The organism is Bradyrhizobium sp. B039 (assembly GCF_038965675.1).
GTDB classification, from domain to species: Bacteria; Pseudomonadota; Alphaproteobacteria; order Rhizobiales; family Xanthobacteraceae; genus Bradyrhizobium; species Bradyrhizobium diazoefficiens.
Window position 1 is genome coordinate 4,770,481 of record NZ_CP152416.1, and the last position, 14,518, is coordinate 4,784,998.

General features: G+C 64.9%; 12 protein-coding genes. 6 read left to right on the plus strand and 6 right to left on the minus strand.

The features are described 5' to 3' along the window. Positions 1–62 precede the first annotated feature (62 nt). The 3 genes from gyrA to AAFG50_RS22330 all read right to left on the minus strand — a co-directional run bounded on the left by gyrA (position 63) and on the right by AAFG50_RS22330 (position 4,056). Positions 63–2,795, minus strand: a complete 2,733-nt coding sequence (gene gyrA / locus AAFG50_RS22320) for a DNA gyrase subunit A (RefSeq protein WP_028171882.1) — start codon at positions 2,793–2,795, stop codon at positions 63–65. Positions 2,796–2,962: 167 nt separating this feature from the next. Continuing rightward, positions 2,963–3,361, minus strand: a complete 399-nt coding sequence (locus tag AAFG50_RS22325) for a DUF2306 domain-containing protein (protein ID WP_028171881.1) — start codon at positions 3,359–3,361, stop codon at positions 2,963–2,965. Between the two features lie 200 nt (positions 3,362–3,561). Continuing rightward, positions 3,562–4,056, minus strand: coding sequence for a single-stranded DNA-binding protein (locus tag AAFG50_RS22330; RefSeq protein ID WP_011087466.1), 495 nt, complete (start codon positions 4,054–4,056; stop codon positions 3,562–3,564). Between the two features lie 448 nt (positions 4,057–4,504). On the opposite strand from AAFG50_RS22330, the gene AAFG50_RS22335 reads away from it, so the two are divergent. The 4 genes from AAFG50_RS22335 to uvrA all read left to right on the plus strand — a co-directional run bounded on the left by AAFG50_RS22335 (position 4,505) and on the right by uvrA (position 10,442). Beyond that, a complete protein-coding gene (locus tag AAFG50_RS22335; RefSeq protein WP_028171880.1) occupies positions 4,505–5,284 on the plus strand; it encodes an outer membrane beta-barrel protein in 780 nt (259 codons plus the stop codon). Positions 5,285–5,519: 235 nt separating this feature from the next. Beyond that, on the plus strand, positions 5,520–6,191 hold the full coding sequence (locus AAFG50_RS22340; protein ID WP_028171879.1) for an outer membrane protein: 672 nt from the start codon (positions 5,520–5,522) through the stop codon (positions 6,189–6,191). Positions 6,192–6,414: 223 nt separating this feature from the next. Then, positions 6,415–7,167 carry an outer membrane beta-barrel protein gene (locus tag AAFG50_RS22345; RefSeq protein ID WP_028171878.1) on the plus strand — a complete coding sequence of 251 codons (753 nt, stop codon included), beginning with the start codon at positions 6,415–6,417 and terminating at the stop codon, positions 7,165–7,167. Between the two features lie 299 nt (positions 7,168–7,466). Next, positions 7,467–10,442, plus strand: coding sequence for an excinuclease ABC subunit UvrA (uvrA, locus tag AAFG50_RS22350; protein WP_028171877.1), 2,976 nt, complete (start codon positions 7,467–7,469; stop codon positions 10,440–10,442). A 249-nt stretch (positions 10,443–10,691) separates the two neighbouring features. On the opposite strand, the gene AAFG50_RS22355 is transcribed toward uvrA, so the two are convergent. Continuing rightward, positions 10,692–10,919, minus strand: coding sequence for a DUF433 domain-containing protein (locus AAFG50_RS22355; protein WP_028171876.1), 228 nt, complete (start codon positions 10,917–10,919; stop codon positions 10,692–10,694). A gap of 99 nt (positions 10,920–11,018) precedes the next feature. Between AAFG50_RS22355 and AAFG50_RS22360 the strand changes: the two genes are divergently transcribed. After that, positions 11,019–11,660 carry an HAD-IA family hydrolase gene (locus AAFG50_RS22360; protein ID WP_028171875.1) on the plus strand — a complete coding sequence of 214 codons (642 nt, stop codon included), beginning with the start codon at positions 11,019–11,021 and terminating at the stop codon, positions 11,658–11,660. 35 nt (positions 11,661–11,695) lie between these two features. Then, complete coding sequence (locus tag AAFG50_RS22365) at positions 11,696–12,622, plus strand: nucleoside hydrolase (protein ID WP_028171874.1); 927 nt, start codon at positions 11,696–11,698, stop codon at positions 12,620–12,622. Positions 12,623–12,661: 39 nt separating this feature from the next. Here AAFG50_RS22365 and AAFG50_RS22370 read toward each other — a convergent pair whose 3' ends face one another. After that, on the minus strand, positions 12,662–13,609 hold the full coding sequence (locus tag AAFG50_RS22370; protein WP_028171873.1) for a cytochrome D1 domain-containing protein: 948 nt from the start codon (positions 13,607–13,609) through the stop codon (positions 12,662–12,664). Between the two features lie 2 nt (positions 13,610–13,611). Beyond that, on the minus strand, positions 13,612–14,178 hold the full coding sequence (locus tag AAFG50_RS22375) for an SRPBCC family protein (RefSeq protein WP_011087475.1): 567 nt from the start codon (positions 14,176–14,178) through the stop codon (positions 13,612–13,614). Positions 14,179–14,518 lie beyond the last annotated feature (340 nt).

A 14,518-nucleotide genomic window follows, 5' to 3' on the forward strand; every position in this document is an offset into this window, starting at 1 on the left:
GTCCCGGATTGCGCCGTCGGTCGGCGCTTCGCACCGACCTCCTGCGCCATCCGGACTACGCGTCACTCCCCGTTCGCGCCATTCCCGCTCTCGGCCTCTTCCGTGATGTGCTCGACCGAGACGACATGCTCGTCCTCGGCGGTGTCGAACACGATCACGCCCTGCGTCGAGCGGCCGGCGATGCGGATGCCTTCGACCGGACAGCGGATCAGCTGGCCCTTGTCGGTGACCAGCATGATTTGATCCGCGTCTTCCACCGGGAAGGACGCAACCAGATTGCCGTTGCGGTTGTTGACGCTCATGGCGACGATGCCTTTGCCGCCGCGGCCGGTGGTGCGGTACTCGTAGGACGAGGTCCGCTTGCCATAGCCGTTGACGGAGACGGTGAGCACAACCTGCTCGGCCGCCGACATCTCGACATAGCGTTCCTGGGCGAGCTGGAAGCTGCCGGAGGTCTCCTCGGCTTCGGCGTCCGCTGCCGGCTCCTCGGCCGTGGCTTCGCCGGCCACCGCGCGGCGCATCTTCAAATAGGCCGAGCGTTCGTCGGACGTGGTCTCGACGTGGCGCAGGATCGCGAGCGAAATCACCTTGTCGCCCTCGCCAAGCGCAATGCCGCGCACGCCCATCGAGGTACGCCCGGTGAACACGCGCACATCGGTGACGGGGAAGCGGATGCACTGGCCGCCGGCGCCGGTGAGCAGCACGTCGTCGCGCTCGGTGCAGATCTGCACGTCGACGATCGCTTCATTCTCGTCGAGCTTCATGGCGATGATGCCGGAGCGGCGGACATCGACGAAGTCGGACAGCTTGTTGCGCCGGACGTTGCCGCCTGTGGTCGCGAACATCACGTCGAGGTTGCCCCAGGTGGATTCATCCTCCGGCAGCGGCATGATGGTGGTGATGCGCTCGCCCTGCTCCAGCGGCAGGATGTTGATCAGCGCCTTGCCGCGCGCGTTCGGCGCGGCCATGGGCAGGCGCCAGACCTTCTCCTTGTAGACCTGGCCGCGTGACGAGAAGAACAGCACCGGCGTGTGCGTGGAGGCGACGAACAGGCGCGAGACAAAATCCTCGTCGCGGGTCTGCATGCCGGCGCGGCCCTTGCCGCCGCGGCGCTGCGCCCGGTAGGCCGACAGCGGCACCCGCTTGACATAGCCGGCGTGCGAGACGGTGACGACCATGTCCTCGCGCTGGATCAGGTCCTCGTCCTCGACCTCGCCCTCCTGCTCCATGATCACGGTGCGGCGCGGGGTGGCGAACTCGGCCTTCACCTCGGCGAGCTCGGTCTTGATGATGCCCAGCACGCGCTCGCGCGAGCGCAGGATGTCGAGATAATCGGCAATCTCGCCGGCGAGCTTGTCGAGCTCGTCGCGGATTTCGTCGCGGCCGAGCGCGGTGAGGCGTTGCAGGCGCAGGTCGAGAATCGCCCTCGCCTGTTCCATCGACAGCCGGATCGTGCCGTCCGGGCTGATGCGGTGACGCGGATCGTCGATCAGCGTCAGCATGTCCTCGACGTCCCGGGCCGGCCAGTCGCGCGACATCAGGGTGTCGCGGGCGGTGGTCGGGTCGGGCGAGGTCCGGATGACGCGGATCATCTCGTCGATATTGGCGACCGCGATCGCGAGACCAACCAGGATATGCGCGCGATCGCGCGCCTTGGCGAGCAGGAACTTGGTGCGCCGCGTGACGACCCGCTCACGGAAGTCGACGAAGATGGCCAGCAGGTCCTTCAGATGCATGATCCGCGGACGGCCGCTGTCGAGCGCCACCATGTTGACGCCGAAGCTCGTCTGCAGCGGCGTGAATCTGTAGAGCTGATTCAGCACCACGTCCGCCACGGCGTCGCGCTTCAATTCGATGACGACACGGTAGCCGTCGCGGTCGGATTCATCGCGCAGGTCGCCGATGCCCTCGATCTTCTTTTCCTTGACCAGCTCGGCGATGCGCTCGACCATCGTCGCCTTGTTCACCTGGTAGGGGATCTCGGTGATGATGAGCGCCTCGCGCTCCTTGCGGATGGTCTCGATCGCGACCTTGCCGCGCATGACGATCGAGCCGCGGCCGAGATGATAGGCGGCGCGGATGCCCGCGCGCCCGAGAATGACGCCGCCGGTCGGGAAATCAGGTCCCGGCACGATGTTGATGAGCTCGTCGATGGTGAGCGCTGGGTTGTCGATCAGCGCGACGCAGGCGTCGATGACCTCGCCGAGATTGTGCGGCGGGATGTTGGTCGCCATGCCGACCGCGATGCCGCCGGCGCCGTTGACGAGAAGGTTCGGGAACTTGGCCGGCAGGACCGACGGCTCGGTCTCGTTGTTGTCGTAGTTCGGCTGGAAGTCGACGGTATCCTTGTCGATGTCGGCCAGCAGAGCCAGCGCCGCCTTCGTCAGGCGCGCTTCGGTGTAACGATAGGCGGCCGGGGGATCGCCGTCGACCGAGCCGAAATTGCCCTGGCCGTCGATCAGCGGCACGCGCATCGAGAAGTCCTGCGCCATGCGGACCATGGCGTCGTAGATCGACTGGTCGCCGTGCGGATGATACTTACCGATGACGTCACCGACCACGCGGGCGGACTTGACGTATTTCTTGTCGGGTGTGTGCCCCTGCTCGTTCATCGAGTACAGGATGCGGCGATGCACCGGCTTCAGACCGTCGCGCGCATCGGGCAACGCACGCGCCACGATCACGCTCATGGCGTAGTCGAGATAGGACTTCTTCATCTCCTCGAAGATGGAGACGGGGCGAATATCCGAGGGTTGCGCCGGCTGGTCGCCGGGCTTGTCGTCGTCGTCAGCCAAGGGGAAATCCGGTGAGGTTTATCTGGGAATCATATAGCGCATCGAGCCCCTGATAACCACCCTTGCCGGGGTAAAGGAAGCGCTTTTTCCGACTGTTTTTCCAGAGACTTACGCCCTCCCCGGCACCGCCCTGGGCGGGGCCCGGACGAGCCGCCCGAAACCGCCCCTTAGGCCCCGAAAACCACGCGGTGCATGATGCGCCCGGGCAGCAGCGTGAACAGGCCCGCCACCACCAGCGCGCCGGCGAAGATGAAGATCATCATCAGCCGGTGATCGGCGACGCGATGGGCGTGCGCCCGCCATACCGCGAGCGGCAGCACCACCAGCGTGAAGATCGACAGGACATGGATCGGGCTGAACGGCCCGATCAGGCGGCTCTGGTGGATCCAGAACGAGGAGGCGGCCACGACCGCCATCAGCGCCACCCAGATCCAGCCGATCGTCCGGTGTGGCAGCGTGCCTTTGGGAGCGGCAAACTGGACGAGCCCGAGCACGAAGGCGGCCATGGCGGCAAAGGCATGCAGCGGGATCGCCGGAGCAGCCGTAAGCAGCGGCGCGAGGCTCATGCGGGGCTTCCTCCGATCGGCGGGTGATCCATGTGAATAGGATTAACATCAAGTTAATACCATTCACATGATGCCCCGTCAAAGGCTTGAAGCAGCACATGAGGCAAGCTCGGAAAAACCGAGCCCTGCCCGCCAATTGGTAAGAATTCCTGCGGCTCTACGCGAGCACGACAACATTCGGGGCGAAGCGCCCGCCCGCCTCAGAACGGGATGTCGTCATCCATGTCGCTGTTGCGGCCACCGCCACCGGCGGCGACGGCGCGGCGCGGCGCGCTGCTGACGGGACCGGAGGAGCCGAAATCGCCGCCCGGCTCCTCGCCGAAGCTGCCGCCTCCCCCGCCGCCACGGCCGTCGAGCATCGTGAGCGTCGAGTTGAAGCCCTGGAGCACGACTTCGGTGGAGTACTTCTCAACGCCGCTCTGGTCGGTCCATTTGCGGGTCTGGAGCGCGCCCTCGATATAAACCTTGGCACCCTTCTTCAGGTACTGCTCGGCGACCTTGCAGAGGCCTTCATTGAAGATCACGACGCGATGCCACTCGGTCTTTTCCTTGCGCTCGCCGCTGTTCTTGTCGCGCCAGGTCTCCGAGGTCGCGATGCTCAAATTCGCGATCGGCCGCCCGTCCTGGGTACGGCGGATTTCAGGATCCTTGCCGAGATTTCCAACCAGAATGACCTTGTTGACGCTTCCCGCCATCGCCGCTCTCCACTCCGAATGCCACTGAATTGATAAGGCCCGACCGCGCCCCGCGGTCCTCTGCAACCTATTGAGGCGACCCTATACGCTTGCGCGGACCGATCAGCCCACCAGCCCTCAGGTTATCCCCACATATAGCATCGGCCGTCGGCTCGTTCCAGATTTGTTCCTGTTCGAGCAAGCGCGAAATGTATGGCCCGGGCGGTGCCCGCGTACTGCTCAAATGGCTGGCGCCAGATGGAACCTTTTCAGGTTCCCGTGAACGACAAAAAGCACTTAACATTCATTAAGTTACATACGCCGCACTTATCGCGCGACTGTTGTATTTCGGCGACGGACTCTGCTCACCCGTTAGGCTACGTTTGCCTCGGAATTGATTTCATATGGGCGTCGCGCCTGCTTGGCCGCTTCTGGGATTTCAAGAAGCGGCGGAATTGGGGAGACTGCAATGAATAAGATTTTGATTGGTGCAATCGGTGCAGTGGCGTTGAGCCTGTCGGCTCCTGCAAGCGCGGCGGATCTGGCGGCGCGTCCCTACACGAAGGCTCCGCCGCCAATGGTCGCGGCCATCTACGACTGGAGCGGCTTCTACATCGGCATCAACGGCGGCGGCGGCTCGGCCCACAAATGCTGGGATTTTGTAACTCCCGTCACCGGCGTTCTGATTGGCGAAGGTTGTCACAACGCGACCGGCGGCACGGTCGGCGGCCAGGTCGGCTATCGCTGGCAGTCGGCCAATTGGGTGTTCGGGCTCGAAGGCCAGGGCAACTGGGCCGACTTCTCCGGAGACAACGTCAGCACGACGTTCATCGGCACGGGTCTTCGCGACCGCTCCAAGATCAACGCGTTCGGTTTGTTCACAGGCCAAGTCGGCTATGCCTGGAATAACGTGCTGTTCTACGTGAAGGGCGGCGGCGCCGTCGTCAGCGATCGCTACCGCGGCTACGATGTCATCACCGGCCTCGAATTCGATCGGGCCAACGAGACCCGCTGGGGCGGCACCGTGGGTGCCGGCCTCGAGTTCGGATTCGCGCCAAACTGGACGGTCGGCGTCGAGTACGATCACATCTTCATGGGCAATCGCACCATCGGCTTCGCCGGCTCCGGCAACTTCATTGTGGCTCCGGCCGGCGCTTTCACACGCTCGGAACGCATCGGTCAGGACGTCGATATCGGCCTGGTCCGCGTGAACTATCGCTGGGGTGGCCCGGTCATCGCGAAGTACTGATATCTCTTTGATATCACTTGAAGATTGAAGGCCGGCCCCGTGCCGGCCTTTTTTTGTGCGACATGCCGGCGGCTATAAGTCAGCAACCATTACGTTTTGTGACTGTTGTGGCTTTTGAGAGACACAACTTGCGGCTTTGCTGGTGTAAGCACGACGTCAGTTGGACCACAGCGTCCGATGCCCTTCCCGATCGTGGAAGGCACAACAGAAACTGGGACTGGGATTTAGGTTGAAAATGAAGAAGGTTTTGTTGGCTTCGGCCTGTTTGTTCGCTTTTGCGGCCCCCGCGTCGGCTGCTGATCTCGCGGCTCGCCCGTACACGAAGGCTCCGGTGGCCGTGGCCTCGGTCTACAACTGGACCGGCTTCTACCTCGGTATCGTCGGTGGCGGCGCCTGGGAAAACGGCTCGGGCGACCCGAAGATGAAGGGTGGCTTCGTCGGCGGCACCGCCGGCTACAACTGGCAGACCGGCAACGTCGTGTTCGGCCTCGAAGCCGACGCCGCTTGGGCTGACGTCAGCGCCTCGGCGACCGTGCTTGGCATCACCGCGTCCTCCAAGACCGATGCACTCGGCACCGTCCGCGGCCGCATCGGCTACGCCGTCAACAACGTCCTGTTCTACGGCACGGGCGGTTACGCGTGGATCGACAACAAGATCAGCGGCACCGCGGGCGCCTTGACCATCTCCGACAGCAAGTTCCACTCGGGCTGGACCGTCGGTGCGGGCGTCGAGGCGTTCTTCGCTCCGCAGTGGTCGGTCAAGGGCGAGTACCTCTATCGCAGCCTCGGCAGCGAAAACTATTTCGGAAACATCGGCGTTCCCCAGGCGTCCGGCACGCTCAACTTCCACACCGTGCAGGTCGGCGTGAACTATCACTTTGGCGGCCCGATCGTCGCGAAGTACTGATCTTCGCCACCGACGCACATCGTCACGAAAGGCCGGCCTCGCGCCGGCCTTTTTGTTGTTCGCGCCCAAGTATCCAATCCAGCCGCTCGCTAGCGTTTTCGGAGAGGTGTGGCACCTCGGTGACACAACCTTTGGCTTTAATAATGTATAGCAATGACATCAGTCGGGTCGTTGGGTCCGCTGCTTTTCGCCGACGAAGAGAAACGAAACTGGGGAATTTGAAATGAAGAGAACTGTGCTGGCTTCGGCCAGTCTGCTCGTGCTCAGCGCGTTGGCTCCTGCCTCGGCGGCTGACCTGGCGGCCCGCCCTTACACCAAGGCGCCCGTGGCCGTGGCCTCGATCTACAACTGGAGCGGGTTCTACATCGGCGGCAACGCCGGTGGCGGCTCGAGCCATAATTGCTGGGATCTCACCGCCGTCGGAGTCGCCGCAATTCCGGTCACGGCTGAAGGCTGTCACAATGCGACCGGCGCTCTCGTCGGCGGCCAAATCGGCTATCGCTGGCAGTCCAGCAGCTGGGTGTTCGGCCTTGAAGCCCAGGGCGATTGGGCTGACCTGAAGGGCTCGAACGTCAGCGCTCCCGCCGCTCTCTTCCCGCTGGTGAACAATACCAAGATCGACGCCATCGGCCTCTTCACCGGCCAAGTCGGCTATGCCTGGAACAACGTGCTCTGGTACGTGAAGGGCGGCGCGGCCGTCACCCACAACAAGTTCAGCGGCACTCTGGCTGGCATTACGCTCGACACCGCGAACGAAACGCGCTGGGGCGGGACCGTCGGCACCGGCATCGAATTCGGCTTCGCTCCGAACTGGTCGGTCGCGGTCGAATACAACCACTTGTTCATGGGCAAGCACACCGACACTTTCACCTTCCTCGGCGTGGCCACCCGCAGCGACAGCATCAAGCAGGACGTCGACATGGGCACCGTCCGCCTCAACTACACCTTCGGCGGCCCCGTCGTCGCGAAGTACTGAGCTTCGCCTCCAACGGGATCGCGTTACGAAAGGCCGGCCTTGTGCCGGCCTTTTTGTTTTCGCGGACAGCCGAGCCGTCAGGGAATCGTGGGGCGAGAGGCCGTTCCGGTGCTCCGCTGCTGCCAGATGCCGCCAGCACGCCAACAATCCGTTGACGATTCGCAAGTCCCACTGGAAATCCGCCGCTGTTCTTCCTACGTTCGCTGACAACCCCATCGGCGCCGATCCCGGTTCCGGGCAAAGCGCGCCTTCACCATTGGCGCGGCCGCGCGTCTTTGGGATTCCCTGAGGACACCGGGATGGATGAAGTGATCAAGGCGAAGCGCCAACAACAGAACGCGGGCTCGAGCCTGCGCGCAATTACGATCCGTGGCGCGCGCGAGCATAACCTCAAGAACATCGACGTCGAGATTCCCCGCGACAAGCTCGTGGTGTTCACCGGCCTCTCCGGCTCCGGCAAATCCTCGCTCGCCTTCGACACCATCTATGCCGAGGGCCAGCGCCGCTACGTCGAATCGCTGTCGGCCTATGCGCGCCAGTTCCTGGAGATGATGCAGAAGCCTGACGTGGACCAGATCGACGGCCTGTCGCCGGCGATCTCGATCGAGCAGAAGACGACCTCGAAGAACCCTCGCTCCACCGTCGGCACCGTCACCGAGATCTACGACTACATGCGCCTGCTCTGGGCGCGCGTTGGCGTGCCCTATTCGCCCGCCACCGGCCTGCCGATCGAGAGCCAGACCGTCTCGCAGATGGTGGACCGCGTGCTGGCGCTGCCCGAGGGCACCCGCCTCTATCTGCTCGCGCCGGTCGTGCGCGGCCGCAAGGGCGAGTACCGCAAGGAGCTCGCCGAATGGCTCAAGAAGGGCTTTCAGCGCATCAAGATCGACGGCACCTTCCATGAGCTCGCGGAAGCGCCGACGCTGGACAAGAAGTTTCCGCACGACATCGACGTCGTCGTCGACCGCATCGTGGTGCGCGCCGATATCGGCCAGCGTCTCGCCGAAAGCTTCGAGACCGCGCTGAAGCTCGCCGAGGGCCTTGCCGTTGTCGAATTCGCCGATGCGCCCGCAGCCGCGCCGGCCGAGGAAAAGAAGAAGACCGCGAAGATCCACGACAAGAGCGGACCCGAGCGCATCCTGTTCTCGGAGAAATTCGCCTGCCCCGTCTCCGGCTTCACGATTCCCGAGATCGAGCCGCGCCTGTTCTCGTTCAACAATCCCTATGGCGCCTGCCCCGCCTGCGGCGGCCTCGGCGTCGAGCAGCATGTCGACGAGGACCTCGTCATCCCCGACAAGGAGCTCGCCATCGGCAAGGGCGCGATCGCGCCCTGGGCGAAATCGTCATCACCCTATTACGTGCAGACGCTGACGGCGCTCGGCAAGCACTACAAGTTCACGCTGACCACCAAGTGGAAGGATCTGCCCAAGAAGACGAGAGACGCGATCCTCCATGGCTCCGGCGAGGACGAGATCAAGTTCTCCTACGAGGACGGGGTGCGCTCCTACGACACCAAGAAGCCGTTCGAGGGCGTCATCACCAACATCAACCGCCGCTTCCGCGAGACCGAGAGCGAGTGGGCGCGCGAGGAGCTGGCGAAGTATTTCCACGACGTGCCCTGCGGCGCCTGCAACGGTTTTCGGCTCAAGCCCGAGGCGCTCTGCGTCAAGGTCGGCACCAAGCACATCGGCGAGATCTCCGAACTGTCGGTCAAGAAGGCCGGCGAGTGGTTCGAGACCGTGCCGGAGGCGCTGAACAAGCAGCAGAACGAGATCGCCGGCCGCATCCTCAAGGAGATCCGCGAGCGCCTCACCTTCCTGCTCGACGTCGGCCTCAACTACCTCACCCTCTCCCGCTCCTCCGGCACGCTGTCGGGCGGCGAAAGCCAGCGCATCCGCCTGGCCTCGCAGATCGGCTCGGGGCTGACCGGCGTGCTCTACGTGCTGGACGAGCCCTCGATCGGCCTGCACCAGCGCGACAACGCCCGCCTGCTCGACACGCTCAAGCGCCTGCGCGACCTCGGCAACACCGTTGTCGTGGTCGAGCATGACGAGGACGCCATTCGTCTCGCCGACTACGTGCTCGACATCGGCCCCGGCGCCGGCATGCATGGCGGCCACATCGTCGCCGAAGGCACGCCCGCCGAGATCATGCGCAACCCGAAATCGCTCACCGGAAAATACCTGACCGGCGAGCTCGAGGTCGAGGTGCCGGAGCGGCGTCCGCCGAACCATCGCCGCACCATCAAGGTGGTCAACGCGCGCGGCAATAACCTCAAGAACGTCACCGCCGAGATTCCGCTCGGCCTGTTCACCTGCGTCACCGGCGTTTCCGGCGGCGGCAAGTCGACGCTGCTGATCGACACGCTCTACCGCGCCATCGCCCGCAAGCTGAACAATGCCAGCGAAGGCGCCGCCCCGCACGACCGCATCGAGGGCCTCGAGCACATCGACAAGATCATCGACATCGACCAGTCGCCGATCGGCCGTACCCCGCGCTCGAACCCCGCGACCTATACCGGCGCCTTCACGCCGATCCGCGAATGGTTCGCCGGCCTGCCCGAAGCCAAGGCGCGCGGCTACGAGCCCGGCCGCTTCTCCTTCAACGTCAAGGGCGGCCGCTGCGAGGCCTGCCAGGGCGACGGCGTCATCAAGATCGAGATGCACTTCCTGCCCGACGTCTACGTCACCTGCGACGTCTGCAAGGGCAAGCGCTACAACCGCGAGACGCTCGAAGTCCTGTTCAAGGGCAAGAGCATCGCCGATGTGCTCGACATGACCGTCGAGGAAGCCGCCGACTTCTTCAAGGCGGTGCCGCGCGTGCGCGAGACGTTCCAGACCCTGCACCGCGTCGGCCTCGACTACATCCACGTGGGTCAGCAGGCCACCACGCTCTCGGGCGGCGAAGCCCAGCGCGTCAAGCTCGCCAAGGAGCTGTCCAAGCGCGCCACCGGCCGCACGCTCTACATCCTGGACGAGCCGACCACCGGCCTGCACTTCCACGACGTCAAGAAGCTCCTGGAAGTGCTGCACGAGCTGGTCGCGCAGGGCAACACGGTCGTCGTCATCGAGCACAATCTCGAAGTCATCAAGACCGCCGACTGGGTCATCGACCTCGGCCCCGAAGGCGGCGACGGCGGCGGCGAGATCGTCGCCTGGGGCCCGCCGGAAGACATCGCGAAGGCGCCAAGGAGCTATACCGGCAAGTTTCTGGAGCCGGTGCTGAAGAAGGCAAGGAAGCCGAAGCGGCGGAGCACGAGCGAGGCGGCGGAGTAGCGCAGCCTCGCCGCTACTGTGGTTCGGTCCCGCTTGCCATGACTAACCACCGACGAACTCGATGACGGCCTCGCCCCGCGCGACGGCTTCGACAATTTGCGGCATGGCGCTCAGAAACTGTCGCACCAGCGCGCGATTGTCGATGTTGCCGCCATTCCGAACTCGACCACATGAGCCGCATCGTATCCAGCACGACGTAAGGCTTCCGCGAGTGCAGGGGGAAGCTGAGCGTCGATCAGGTAAAGCAAGCTATTTGGCCGCTATGATCGGGTGGTCAACCTGACGCGCGGCATAGGTGAGCACTGCGTCGATATCCGCCTCTTCCAGATACGGATAGTCCTCGAGAATGCTGTCGCGCGACTGTCCGGCGGATAGCAGTCCCAAGACGTCGGCGACCGTGATGCGCAGATCGCGAATACATGGGCGTCCATGCACAGGCTGCGGATCGACCGCAATCCTTGCCAGTAGGTCCGACATCTGTCACCTCTGAAGCCTAATCTAGCATCTCCGATGGCATCTGTCAGCGCGTCGCCAGCGGACCGGATGCGCAGGTCCGCCCGACACTTCCACTCCCCCATGCCCTACGCCCTCGCCATCTTCGACCTCGACGGCACCCTCGCCGACAGCTTCCCCTGGTTCCTGCGCACCATCAACGACGTCGCCGACCGCTTCGGCTTTCGGCGTGTCGCCGATGAGGACATCGAGGGGCTGCGGCATGCCTCAAGCCGTGAGATCCTCAGCCGGCTCGAGGTGCCGCTCTGGAAGCTGCCGGCGATCGCGCGGCATGCGCGGCGGCTGAAGGCCGAGGCAGCTAGCGAGATCTCGCTGTTTGCCGGCGTCGAGACGATGCTGCGGACGCTGGCCGGGAACGGCGTGCAGCTCGCGCTGGTGACCTCCGACAGCGAAGCCAATGCCCGCGAGAAGCTCGGCGAGGCCGCGGCGTTGTTCGCGCATTTCGACTGCTCTGCGTCGATATTCGGCAAGCCCGCGAAATTCCGCCGCGTCATCCGGCGCGCCGGCGTGGAGCTCGACTGTGTCATCGCGATCGGCGACGAGGTGCGCGACATCGAGGCGGCGCGCGCGGTCGGCATCGCCTGCGGCGCGGTCAGCTGGGGCTATGCGGCCCCAGCGGCGTTGCGGGCGCTTGCGCCGGATCACATGTTCGCGCAGATGGAGGACATTGCCGAAGTGGTCTGCCGGATTCCGCAGAGAGCCTGATCCACAATCGCCACGCACGGCCCAGGGAGACGGCAATGACACTCACGGACGCAGTGCGCCTCAAGCTCCTGGAACCGCCGGTCGGCCGGTTGCGCGTCGTGCTCGACACCGACACCTATAACGAGATCGACGACCAGTTCGCGCTGGTGCAGATGCTGCTGTCACCGGAGCGCTTCGAGGTCGAGGCGATCTACGCCGCGCCGTTCTTCAATGCGCGCGCGGACAGTCCCGGCCACGGCATGGAGCTGAGCTACCAGGAAATCCTCCGCCTGCTGGAGCGTCTGAGCGTCGCGCCGGAAGGCCTGGTTCATCGCGGCGTCACCGAGTATGTCGGCCCAGGCAAGACGGCGCGGACGGCACCCGCCGTGGACGACCTCATCGCCCGGGCACGCGCGGGCACGCAGGACAATCCGCTCTACGTCATCGCCATCGGCGCTATCAGCAACGTCGCCTCCGCCCTTCTGAAGGCACCCGATATCATCGACCGTATCGTCGTGGTCTGGCTCGGCGGCCATGCGCTGGAATGGCCCGACACCATCGAATTCAACCTCAAGCAGGATGTCGGCGGTGCGCAGGTGCTGCTCGACAGCGGCGTGCCGCTCGTGCTGGTGCCGTGCAAGGGCGTCACCTCGCGCCTCCACAGCACGGTGCCGGAGATCGAGCGCTACGTCGAACCGCATGGCAGCATCGGCGCATTCCTCGCGATGCGGTTCAAGGAGTATTCATCCGACCACATGGGCTGGGCCAAGGAGATCTGGGACATGGCGCCGGTCGGCTGGCTGCTGAACCCCATGTGGGCGCCGAGCGTGATCATCCCCGCTCCGGTCCTCACGGACCAGATGACGTGGAGCATCGACCGCAGGCGGCATCCGATCCGCTACGTGACCTACGTGGATCGCAACCCGATCCTGAAGGACTTCTTCCTGAAGCTGCGGGATTTCACCGCGTCGAAAGTGCCGTAGGGTGGGCAAAGCGACTTGTCCGCCGCGCCTCTGCCCGCCCTACTCCGTCCTCCGCAGGAACGCCCCGAACGCGCGCGGGCCGTCGCCGGTCTTGACCTCGCCGATCACCTTCAGTTCGGTGGTGTCGATGATATCGAGCGTGTTGCTCTCCCAGCAGGCCACGATGATGCGCTTGCCGTCGGCCGTTGCATTGATGCCTTCGGGGTAGTCGCCGACATTGATGCGCTTCACCGGCTTCAGCGTCGCCAGATCGAACACACTGACGGTGCCGCCATACTGGTCCGTGACGAAGCCGCGCCCCTGCGCCAGCGCCACCGCATAGGGCCGCATCCCGACCGGCACGCGGCCGATCTCGGACCCAGTGGCGATGTCGATCACGGAGACGTCGTTGGAGCCGACATTGGCGGTGTAGGCGCGTTTTCCATCGGTATCGATGGTGACGCCGAACGGGCGCGTGCCGACCTTGATGACCGCCTTCCGCGCGCGCGTCGCCGTGTCCACCACCGAGACGCTGTCGTCGTCGCGGTCCGCCGAGAGCAGCAGCTTGCCGTCAGGCGTTACCGCAAGGCCCGACGGCGAGGCGCCGACCGCGATGCTGGCAGTGACGCTGCGGCTCGCCGCGTCGATCACCCGCACCGCCGCGGCGTACCAGTCGGCGACATAGACGGTGCGGCCGTCGGGCGCCACGGCAATGCCGAGCGGGCCGCCGCCGACCTCGATCCGCCCCATCACCTGCCGCGTTGCCGCGTCCACCACCGTCACCGCCTTGGCATCCGGGCTGGTGACATAGGCAAAGCGGCCGTCGCCGCTGACGGCGACGCCCGCCGGCTTGCCGCCGATCGGGATGGTTGCCACCGCACGTGCGGTGGCAAGGTCCACGACCATCAGATCGTCGCTGAGCTGGTTGGTGACGAAGGCCTCCTCGGCGGACGCGCTGCCGAGGCAGGCAAGGCTGGCGGCGAGCGCCGCCAGGACCAGCACGCGCACGGTCAGCTTCCGCTCTCGATCTTCTTCTTCAGTGCCTCGAGGCCGGCCTTGTAGAGCCCGCTCACCGCAGTCTTGGCGGCCTCGTCGCTCAGCTCTGGCGGCGGATCGTTGTTGGGAAAGCCGCGGTAGAACGCGCCGGCCCATTCCAGCGTCGCGCCCTTGCCGTCGGCGCTCGGCGTCACCGTCAGCGTCGAGGAATAGTTGGTGACCGGCAGCACCTTCACGTCCACGGCGGTGATCCGGTAGGAATAGGTCATCGCGGCCGCGTCGAACTTGTAGAGCTCCTCGTCCACGGTCGCCCCGCCGGTCAGGGTCAGCCGCCGCGTCGCGCCGATCTCGTTGCCCTTCTCGCCCTCGGTCTTGGTGACGGGCGGGAGCCAGCTCATGTCCTGGAAATTGCCGATCACCGCCCACACCTTGGCCGGGGCTGCGTTGATCTCGATGGATTCGCGCACCTTCTGCCGGGTCGGCCCGTGTGCCCAAACCGGCTCAAATGCGGCCGTCAGAGCCATCCCCGCCACCGCCAGCGCCGCCACCCCGGCGACCGCCGTTCCGCTTCTCATCCTCATACCGTTTCCTCACTCCTGGATCTGCGCGACTTGAGGCGCGCTGCGATCATCGTAGCGCATTTTCGGGCCGTGGGGAGACCGGTTCGTGGCACGGCTGTGGCGGGGATCGCTCCCGCATCCACGCCATCCCTTGCGTTGCCCGACGGGCAAAACACACAAGGCCGGGGTCAATCCGTTCCGATCAAAACAATTCGCTTTACGCGAATTCGGAAATGTCGCATGTTTCGGCCATCCCAGCCCGGTCCGAGGGGCGTATCGCGATCGTCACGACACGCGGGATGGGACGTGGTGGACGCAGGCGGCGTCGGCGCGAAGGTGGTTTGCAGGGCGGCTCGCGCCG

What these genes read in the sequence shown, in the direction of transcription:
- AAFG50_RS22325 (WP_028171881.1), bottom strand. Translation starts at nt 3,361, where the DNA reads ATGAGCCTCGCGCCGCTGCTTACGGCTGCTCCGGCGATCCCGCTGCAT.
- AAFG50_RS22330 (WP_011087466.1), bottom strand. Translation starts at nt 4,056, where the DNA reads ATGGCGGGAAGCGTCAACAAGGTCATTCTGGTTGGAAATCTCGGCAAG.
- AAFG50_RS22335 (WP_028171880.1), top strand. Translation starts at nt 4,505, where the DNA reads ATGAATAAGATTTTGATTGGTGCAATCGGTGCAGTGGCGTTGAGCCTG.
- AAFG50_RS22340 (WP_028171879.1), top strand. Translation starts at nt 5,520, where the DNA reads ATGAAGAAGGTTTTGTTGGCTTCGGCCTGTTTGTTCGCTTTTGCGGCC.
- AAFG50_RS22345 (WP_028171878.1), top strand. Translation starts at nt 6,415, where the DNA reads ATGAAGAGAACTGTGCTGGCTTCGGCCAGTCTGCTCGTGCTCAGCGCG.
- uvrA (WP_028171877.1), top strand. Translation starts at nt 7,467, where the DNA reads ATGGATGAAGTGATCAAGGCGAAGCGCCAACAACAGAACGCGGGCTCG.
- AAFG50_RS22355 (WP_028171876.1), bottom strand. Translation starts at nt 10,919, where the DNA reads ATGTCGGACCTACTGGCAAGGATTGCGGTCGATCCGCAGCCTGTGCAT.
- AAFG50_RS22360 (WP_028171875.1), top strand. Translation starts at nt 11,019, where the DNA reads ATGCCCTACGCCCTCGCCATCTTCGACCTCGACGGCACCCTCGCCGAC.
- AAFG50_RS22365 (WP_028171874.1), top strand. Translation starts at nt 11,696, where the DNA reads ATGACACTCACGGACGCAGTGCGCCTCAAGCTCCTGGAACCGCCGGTC.
- AAFG50_RS22375 (WP_011087475.1), bottom strand. Translation starts at nt 14,178, where the DNA reads ATGAGGATGAGAAGCGGAACGGCGGTCGCCGGGGTGGCGGCGCTGGCG.